This is a genomic window from Okeania sp. SIO2F4 (assembly GCF_010672385.1).
In the GTDB taxonomy this organism is placed as follows: domain Bacteria; phylum Cyanobacteriota; class Cyanobacteriia; order Cyanobacteriales; family Microcoleaceae; genus Trichodesmium.
Map to the genome: position 1 here is coordinate 20,793 of NZ_JAAHGT010000004.1, position 8,615 is coordinate 29,407.

Below are 8,615 nucleotides of genomic sequence, written 5' to 3' on the forward strand. Positions count from 1 at the left end.
ATGAAATTGGTATAATAGAGATTCTAAAAATAAAAAATTGAAGCCTATAAAATAAAGATTAAGGCTGAAAGCGATAAATACTAATTACTATAAAAAAAATAAGAAAAAAGTAGGAAGTAAGCCGGGTTCTGTTCCCTTAACTGAAACCAGTTAAGAGGGCAGTTATCTATCTGGGATGCCTGTCACCAGACACCTCTTGCGGTACACCTAACACCATAGATAAATCTGTGATGCAACGGAATTGGAAAAAGACCAACCATTTTTCCTCCGACCTTGCTCCCAGCCGGGGTTTACCGAGCCAGTGCCTCACGACACTGCTGGTGCGCTCTTACCGCACCTTTGCACCCTTACCCCGATAAACAGGGCGGTATTTTTCTGTGGCACTATCCTCACGATCGCTCGCACTGGGCGTTACCCAGCAAGCTTGGTCTTTCGGGAGCCCGGACTTTCCTCAGACCCCAAATATTGAGTCCGCAACCGCCTCACCTACTTTTTCCCTATTTAAGTTATTGTATCAGAAATAATTAGCCTTTGAGTAATTTTTAGATGGAATATTTAAGTATTTTTTCCTCGATCATCTTTTTTGAGAGTAGTTGAGAGATTATTAAACCATCCTTTTTGCCAGAAAAAATAAATCAAACAAACAGCAGTAAGAAACATAATGAATAAGCAAAGAGGATAACCATAATACCAATCTAGTTCTGGCATATTTAAAGGAGATTTTTCTGGGTTGAAGTTCATTCCATAAACTCCGGCTATAAAAGTTAATGGAATAAAGATTGAAGATATTACAGTTAGTAGCTTCATCACTTCATTCATTTTATTACTCACTGAGGATAAATAAATATTCATTAAATCTGAAGCTAAATCTCGATAACTTTCTACTATATCTCTGAGTTGAATTGTATGTTCATAGCAGTCTCTAAAATAAACTAATACATTAGGATTTATCAAGTTACTACCATCTCGAATTAGAATATTAATTGCATCTCTTAATGACCAAATAGTTCGACGGAGTGTTAATAGTTCTCGCCTCAGTTGATAGATTTTTTGCATTGTCTGATGATTAGGGTTAATTACTACTTCATCTTCTAATAGTTCTATCCTTTCTCCATATTCTTCTAAGACTGGAAAAAAACCATCAATTATTGTATCTAGTAGGGAATATGCTAGATAATCTACTTTTTGTTTGCGAATAATTCCTTGATTATTTTTGATTCTTTTTCTTACAGGCTTTAGACAATCATGTTCGGGATTTTCTTGAACTGTAATTAAATGTTTTTCCCCTAATATGATACTTACTTGTTCTTTTTCCAATTCTTCTAAATCTGAACTTATTCTTACCATCAAGGTGATAATTATGATTTGATTTTTGTCATGTATAATTTTGGGTCTTTGAGGAACATTAACTACATCTCCAAGGGTAAGAGGATGTATTTGAAATACTTTTGCCATCTGTTCCCAGGAAGTTTTATTACCTAAACCAATCACATTTATCCAAGAAACTGAATCAGATTTGAGATAGGGAATACAAGCTTGAGGATTTGATATTTGTATTCTAGTTGCTGTATTTTCTGTATAGTCTATCAAAGACATTTCTGGCGGTAGAGCATCGGGTTCTAAATCTAAAGTTCCAGGTAAATCTTCTGGGTCGTCGTAGTAATATTCAACATGAGATTCTTCTTCTTCTGGTGGTAATTCGGGTGTATAAGATTCTGGTTTAAGAGAATGTGCCATAAATTTAAACTTATAAGATTATCAAGTATAATTTATCGTAATTTTAGTTTTAATTTTATTGATTTTTCAGATAAAAAAAGTAATATAAATTTCAAAAAATATGTTTACAGTAGACGGTGAGTATTAATGTGTACAAGTTTTGATTTATCTGGAGCAAGGATAAATTTTGCAATCTTTGCTCACCCTGCTTATTTTATAGTTAGTAGAAATGGCAAAGAAGTTGTATAAAACCAAATTATTAATTTTTCCAAGTTCCTTTTTTGTAGAATGTAAGTAGACCAAGCTAAAAAAAAGACGTTGCATATTTAGCCACAAAATGCCTCAAAAGAATGATATACCTGACTTTTGAGCTAATTTACAATTTTATACATAACGCACGAAATTTACCACGCTCTACTTAGGGTTTGCTGATTAAATCTCAAAGTATTGACAGATAAAGGTTAAAGCTTTTTTTGGGTCGAAAAAAGTACCTGTTTTTTGCTCTCAATAGCTCAAAAACCAAGGATGGATGAGTAGACAACAGCAGAAAAAGTGAGGGACAGTTTTTCTGACTACATCCTCTGTAATCCATCATTTCTCATGACTACTGACTGCTGACTAATGACTACTAGAAAGACCAAAAAGACTTTTTCAGCAAACCCTACTTAGTTTTAATTTATAGGAAAATAAACTTATTTTCTATCCATGTCTAAGTTTGATAATTTGATAAATTGCCAAAATTTAATATAGCAATCTGCGCATAGCTTATGAACAAAACATCTAGTAAAAAGGCAATAGGCAATAGGGGTAAGAGTTTTAATAGGGGTAAGAGTTTTAAAGTTTTTATCTATTTTTTAATTTTTTACAAATGATTGAGAGTTGCTATATTTGTCTAAAAAGCTAAATAGTCAATAATTATGAAAACAAAAAATATACTTTTCTTAAGTAATGGTCATGGAGAAGATACTCATAACTGTCAAGTTATTAAAGCTTTTACAAAAATTTCCTCTAATACAAATATATCAGCTATGCCTATTGTTGGTTCTGGTAGTAATTATAAAAAATTAAATATACCAATTATTAGTCCTACAGCAAATATGCCATCGGGAGGATTTTTATATCTTAATCCTTTATTATTATTTAAAGATTTGAGGCAAGGCTTAATTAGCTTAACTTGGCAACAGTTACAGACAGTTTGGAAATTTGCTAAAAACTGTGATTTAATTATGGCTACTGGAGATATTGTCGTAGCAGCGATCGCCTATTCAACAAAGCTTCCTTATGTAGTATTTCTTTCTGCTGATTCTAGCTACTATGAAGGTAAAATTAATCTGGGTTTAGTATTGCCAAAATTACTGAATAATTCTCGATGTTTAAAGGTTTTTGCTAGGGATGCTTTGACAGCAAAAGATTTAAACCGACAAGGAATTAAGAAGGCAGAATTTGTTGGTACGCCAGTTATGGATCATTTAACTTCAACAGGGAAAAATTTACAGCTTAAACCGGAATTATTTACTATTGCTATTTTGCCTGGTTCCCGTTTACCAGAGGCTAGTAGAAATTTGTGTGTACTGTTGAAACTTGTCAGAGAAATTGTCAAAGTTATGGGAGAAAATATTTGTCAGTTTCGAGCTGCAACTGTGCCTATATTAATGTCTGAACTAGAGGCTATATCTATTTGTGAAGGTTGGGAATATCAAGACAATAAGCTAAAATTTTTAACTGAGGAATATGCAATAGAAGTGATTTGTTATGAGGATGCTTTTGCAGATATCTTGCAATATTCAAATTTGGTAATTGGTATGGCTGGAACTGCTATAGAACAAGCTGTGGGATTAGGAAAACCTGTAATTACTATTCCTGGTGAAGGTCCTTCATTTACATATCGTTTTGCGGAAGCTCAAACTAGACTTTTAGGCTGTTCAGTACAGGTTATTGGTAAAAAAATAGCTAATAGTTTTATTCTGCAAGAAGCTGCTCAAAAAGTAAAAGAAACTTTGGCAGATAAAGAGTATTTAGAAGTTTGTATTGACAATGGTTTAGAGCGAATGGGAAAACCAGGTGCTAGTGCTAAAATAGCTGATTATCTTGTTAAATATCTCCAGGAATATAAGTAGCTAGGTGAAATTAAATAGAAAATTATTGAGAGGAAATAGAAAACGGGGATGAAATAATTTCTCTCACCTGACTCGACATCTGCACTATTAGTTTTATATTTTTTCAACGACCTAGTTAGCAATTACTCTTCAGCCGTCAGCTAGCTGAAAACTAAAAACTATAAAAGACTAAAATCTACAAACTGAACTAGATTTGGCAGGACATATTTTTTGATTGAGAGGATTTCCTTGTAAATTAAGCGTACTTAATCTAGTTAAAGATTTGAGAGAAGTAGTATCAGTAATCTGATTATCCCTGAGATTCAGAAAAGTTAAACTGGTAAGCTGAGATAGGGGAGTAACATCACTAATTTGATTATCTACAAGTTCCAGATTAGTTAAATTAGTTAAAGATGATAAAGGACTAATATCTGTGATTTTATTGTTAGAAAGACGCACTCTAGTAAGCTGAGTTAAATTTGACAGAGGAGTAATATCAGTAATTTGATTGCGATTTAAAGCAATGCTATTCAGTTTAGTTAGATTTGACAAAGCGCTAAGGTCTGTAAATTTATTACCAACTAAAGCAAGGTTGGTTAAATTAGTCAAATTAGATAAAGGGCTAATATCTCCAATAGGGTTATTAATCAGGTTTATATTTTTCAGTTTAGTTAAATTAGTAAGCGGACTAATATCAGAAACTTGGTTATTCCATAAGTCAAGTTCGATTAAATTAGTTAAATTAGCTAGAGAACTAATATCAGTAATTTCATTAAACTTGAGGTTAAGAATTTTCAGATTTGTGAGGCTATAAATCGGTCTTACATCCTTAATTTAACGGCGAAATATACTAATTCTATCCGTACTAGAAAGTTGTTGGTTGGCAACATTACAATCTTCTGTATCAACTTCTTCTAATAAGAGATTGACAGTATGTTTGGTTTCTTCGGGAAGATTAGCCTTATTTTCACACCATTCTTGAAATGTTGTATAGTTATTTCTTAGTTGTGACTCCTGGGAAAATACGGGTAAACAATGATAGATTCCTAAATATAGAGTTAATGTGGTTAACAGGTAGACTTTTGTTTTGTAGGGGTAGGTTATACTTGAAAATATTTTTAGCATATTCAGATTTTACTAACTTACTAGGAATAGATTCTACTATATCGTTTCTCAGCCTAATGAGGTATACCTATCTTTATTTGTATTTTATTCCCTATTCCCAGTTAAGTGTTCCCAGTTAAGTGTTCCCTAAAAGCAAAGAATACCTGTACCTCACGCTTCTTGGGAATTGCTATATCTTTTGTCGAAAATTGTTAGAAGCGACAAATTGATTCTGGTTGGAGAGGACAATTTTTTTTGGTAACAGGGTTATTTCGCAGATGCAGGGATTCTAATTTTTTCAGAGTTGATAAGGAACTAACATCTGTTATTTTATTACGACTTAAATCTAGTAAAGTAAGGTTACTCAAGGTTGATAAAGAATCTACTTTTGTAATTTGATTAAAAACTAGAATCAGAGATTGGAGTTGATTTAAACTAGAAAGATTTGAGACTTCCGTAATGTAGTTATCGCTGAGGCTAAGATCAGTTAAGTTAGTTAGATTAGATAGAGGCGAAATATCACTAATTTGATTCCGATATAAATATAGGTTGGTTAGGTTTGCTAGGTTGGATAGAGAAGAAAGATTCCTAATATTATTATCGTTAAGATATAAGTGAGTCAGATTGCTTAAACTCATCAAAGGGCTGATATTGTTAATGCGATTAACTCCAAGATTTAGTTGAGTTAATTGGGTTAAATTAGATAGGGGAGATAAATCTTCTATTTGATTAAAAATTAGTTTGAGATGAGTTAGTTTGGTTAAGTTGGATAAGGGAGACAAATCTTTTATATTATTATCACTGAGACTGAGGTGAGTTAGGTTGGTTAATTTAGATAAGTCAGAAACATTTCTCATTCTATTACCATCCAGAGATAAATGATTCAACTTTGGTAGTTGAGATAGAGCTGATAGTTCTAAAATTTGATTATCATTGAGAGAAAGTCGAGTTAGATTTTTGAGACTGGATATTGGGGTAATATTCCTAATACGATAATTGCTCAGGGAAATAAAGGAGAGACGAGAAAGTTTTTCTTCTGCTTCAACGCAATTTTCAGTTCTAGCTTTCTGCAAAAGAATTTTAACTGTATGTTGGCTAGTAGGAGAAATATTACTTTGATTTAAACACCATTCTGCAAAGGTAGAAAAATTTTCTGGGGAGATCGAATTGGCTTTTGCAGAGTTTTGCCTCAAGAGTATTGTTAAACAAATATAAATGCTAAAAAAGACTATTTTTAGTTTTTTCATTGTTATTTATATTTCCAAATTATGTTGATGTTCAATAGGTTTCGATATTCAGTATTTCCTATATTCCATCTATGATCAGCTTTTTAAATGCAAAGCCACTAGTGCCGCTACGCGGAAGTCAAAAGTCAAAAGTCAAAAGTCAAAAGTATTGATTAGTAAGGTTTTTAGGATTTTGTAACTGGTCAGTTATTTCCGCCATTCTGCACTAGGAATATATCCCACTAATACGATTTTTAGGCATTTCACAATTTTTCCATTAGCTCAATGTAAGCTTTCCCAGAATAGTGGGATAGGTTTACCATTGATTTGACTTCTCGGAAACATTGCTACTCTACTCTTCCATATCTTGCCACAACTTCACCTCCACTATTAGTTAACCAAGCCCACATTTGGTCGCCTAGAGAAAAATGCCACCATTCCTGTGGATGCTGCTGAAACCCCCCATACATCATTACCTCTACTAATAATTGTCGATATTGATGATATTTTTGAGCTTCCTTATCCTGACGCTCTAAAAAATGATTCGGATAGGAGCGAGGTGATAACTCATCAATGGGAGAACCCATATCAATAGTTTTACCATTAGCATCAACCAAAGTCACATCTATAGCAGCACCAGTGCTGTGAGGTGGTGGTGTAGTCGGATCTAGACTAGGAGTTGCCCAAAACTGATAAACTAGCTCGAAAATTTCTTGACGTTTTGCTTCAGTTAAAGAGGGACTATCTAATGTTAAACCTTGAACTTTTACTGTTTCTGCAAAAGTGTAATCTACCATAAATTGTTGTATGGTAATAGGGCGATAAGCATCAAATATTTGGATGCGCCAACCGGGATAATTTTGTTGTAGTTTTGTTTGAGCTACTATCAGACTATCTAATACTTTTTGACGTAAAAAATAAGGTGAATTTGTTTGAGAAAGATGATAAGGCGCACCTAATTTTTGATAGGGATGGGGTGATTCAATGGCAAATATTTCTAAGGGAATTGGTACTAAGGGTTCGTGACATTCTTGGATTTTAATTTTTTGGTAAGGTTTCATTTATCAGTTATCAGTTATTCGTTAACAGTTATTAGTTAACAATACCTCCTGCTGAATCTGGAGGCAAGAAAATCAGAAATTTCCTTTTTAGCAATCAATTATTAATAGTCAAGTTTTAATTTTAATAATTATATGATACTATAGCAATCCGCGCATAGGTTGCGGGTAATCAAAAAGTAGATAAAAAACTTGAAACTCCTGCCTGTTCCCAGTTAAGTGTTCCCTATTCCCTAAAAGCGGTAAGGTTTTTATACACAAATAAAATAGAACTGCTATAAGAGTGAAAAAAGAATGTTCTACCAATCGGAGATGTCTAATAGTTCAAATCCTTCTTTGATTCTAACTCCTGAGTCCTGACTCCTCAGCAATACGATAACTAATTACTCAGATTCTATATAACACCTAATTTTTAGCAAATTTTCAGCAAAAAATAATTTAAGTTCCCATCGATCTGCTTAAATATAATATGTAAAGTTCTATCTAAAATATCAAACATGAATCCAAAAGATATTGCAGGATTGATACATCCAACTTTGGCTGTTGTGGTAGTATTCCCAATTATTGGTATGGTGGTAAATCTCGCTTGGCAAATTCGTCAAAGAAGGCTACAAACTGCTGACAAAGGTAAAAGTAAAATTCCTCCAGTAGTAGGACCAGAACATCGAAAAATAGGTAATTGGTTAACTGGTTCCGTAGTGGGAATAACTTTAGTTGCTATTGCTTATTCAATTTATTTTAAAGGTATTTTTAAAGATTTTAAAAGTGAAAATATGACCCTAGCAATATTAATAGTAACTATATTTATTGCGACAGTTGCTTCTCTAGTATTTCTTTATAAAGCTAAAACTAAATTATGGCGAGGCATATTTGCTACTTTAACCGGAGCTGGTATCGTAGTTTTAGGTTTTCAAGATGGTGTTTTTCGACGCGACTATGAGTGGGCAGTTTCTCATTTTTATTATGGTTTAATTGCTTCAATATTGATGATTTTTTCTTTGGCTATTGTGCCGGAAATATATAAAGATAGAACTCACAAATGGCGTAAAATTCATACTATTTTAAATTGTTTGGCAGTTGTAATATTTTTAGGACAAGGAATGACAGGAAGTCGAGATTTACTCGAAATTTCTCTGAGTTGGCAACAGGAACATTTATATAAATGTGATTGGCAAAATCAGGTTTGCCCAGATTCAAAATCTCAAACTTTATCTCCAGAAATTCTGGTTGCTTCTATCTCAAATTATCCAACTTTAGCACAGACAAATAAGGTTTTAGCTTCTGGAGAATTTGTAACTATTACTCCAGGGGAAGATACGCAAGGTACGGCAGAAATTATTCAGGTAGGAAATAAAACTCAAGTGCGGACAACCAGCTATCATCTTAGAAGTTAAAGTTATAAATCTCACATTGTC

Annotated in this window: 7 protein-coding genes, 1 other RNA gene and 1 pseudogene; 2 read left to right on the plus strand and 7 right to left on the minus strand. The window is 33.1% G+C overall.

Annotated features, from left to right (window positions below; all coding sequences use genetic code 11):
* Window positions 1-102: 102 nt before the first annotated feature.
* Together rnpB and corA are read right to left on the minus strand one after the other, a co-directional pair.
* Window positions 103-493: RNase P RNA component class A (rnpB, locus tag F6K22_RS00455), an RNA gene on the minus strand.
* A gap of 62 nt (window positions 494-555) precedes the next feature.
* Complete coding sequence (gene corA / locus F6K22_RS00460) at window positions 556-1,737, minus strand: magnesium/cobalt transporter CorA (RefSeq protein ID WP_293092178.1); 1,182 nt, start codon at window positions 1,735-1,737, stop codon at window positions 556-558.
* A gap of 896 nt (window positions 1,738-2,633) precedes the next feature.
* Between corA and F6K22_RS00465 the strand changes: the two genes are divergently transcribed.
* Window positions 2,634-3,833, plus strand: a complete 1,200-nt coding sequence (locus tag F6K22_RS00465) for a lipid-A-disaccharide synthase-related protein (protein ID WP_293092180.1) — start codon at window positions 2,634-2,636, stop codon at window positions 3,831-3,833.
* Between the two features lie 168 nt (window positions 3,834-4,001).
* Here F6K22_RS00465 and F6K22_RS00470 read toward each other — a convergent pair whose 3' ends face one another.
* From F6K22_RS00470 to F6K22_RS00485, 5 genes and pseudogenes are all read right to left on the minus strand, one after another.
* Complete coding sequence (locus tag F6K22_RS00470; RefSeq protein ID WP_293092182.1) at window positions 4,002-4,421, minus strand: leucine-rich repeat domain-containing protein; 420 nt, start codon at window positions 4,419-4,421, stop codon at window positions 4,002-4,004.
* A gap of 12 nt (window positions 4,422-4,433) precedes the next feature.
* Window positions 4,434-4,646 (minus strand): annotated as a pseudogene (locus tag F6K22_RS41605) (leucine-rich repeat domain-containing protein); the annotation flags it as partial.
* Window positions 4,647-4,937 carry a hypothetical protein gene (locus tag F6K22_RS00475; RefSeq protein ID WP_293092184.1) on the minus strand — a complete coding sequence of 97 codons (291 nt, stop codon included), beginning with the start codon at window positions 4,935-4,937 and terminating at the stop codon, window positions 4,647-4,649. It abuts the pseudogene before it with no gap.
* A gap of 191 nt (window positions 4,938-5,128) precedes the next feature.
* Window positions 5,129-6,163, minus strand: a complete 1,035-nt coding sequence (locus F6K22_RS00480) for a leucine-rich repeat domain-containing protein (RefSeq protein ID WP_293092186.1) — start codon at window positions 6,161-6,163, stop codon at window positions 5,129-5,131.
* 326 nt (window positions 6,164-6,489) lie between these two features.
* Complete coding sequence (locus F6K22_RS00485; protein WP_293092188.1) at window positions 6,490-7,203, minus strand: M15 family metallopeptidase; 714 nt, start codon at window positions 7,201-7,203, stop codon at window positions 6,490-6,492.
* A gap of 494 nt (window positions 7,204-7,697) precedes the next feature.
* On the opposite strand from F6K22_RS00485, the gene F6K22_RS00490 reads away from it, so the two are divergent.
* Window positions 7,698-8,594: a DUF4079 domain-containing protein gene (locus F6K22_RS00490; protein WP_363272546.1), complete on the plus strand. Its 897-nt coding sequence runs from the start codon at window positions 7,698-7,700 to the stop codon at window positions 8,592-8,594.
* The last annotated feature ends 21 nt before the right edge of the window (window positions 8,595-8,615 follow it).

Bases quoted from the DNA above. Each gene is read 5' to 3' on its own strand.
- corA (WP_293092178.1), bottom strand. From the start codon at position 1,737: ATGGCACATTCTCTTAAACCAGAATCTTATACACCCGAATTACCACCA.
- F6K22_RS00465 (WP_293092180.1), top strand. From the start codon at position 2,634: ATGAAAACAAAAAATATACTTTTCTTAAGTAATGGTCATGGAGAAGAT.
- F6K22_RS00490 (WP_363272546.1), top strand. From the start codon at position 7,698: ATGAATCCAAAAGATATTGCAGGATTGATACATCCAACTTTGGCTGTT.
- F6K22_RS00480 (WP_293092186.1), bottom strand. From the start codon at position 6,163: ATGAAAAAACTAAAAATAGTCTTTTTTAGCATTTATATTTGTTTAACA.
- F6K22_RS00475 (WP_293092184.1), bottom strand. From the start codon at position 4,937: ATGCTAAAAATATTTTCAAGTATAACCTACCCCTACAAAACAAAAGTC.
- F6K22_RS00485 (WP_293092188.1), bottom strand. From the start codon at position 7,203: ATGAAACCTTACCAAAAAATTAAAATCCAAGAATGTCACGAACCCTTA.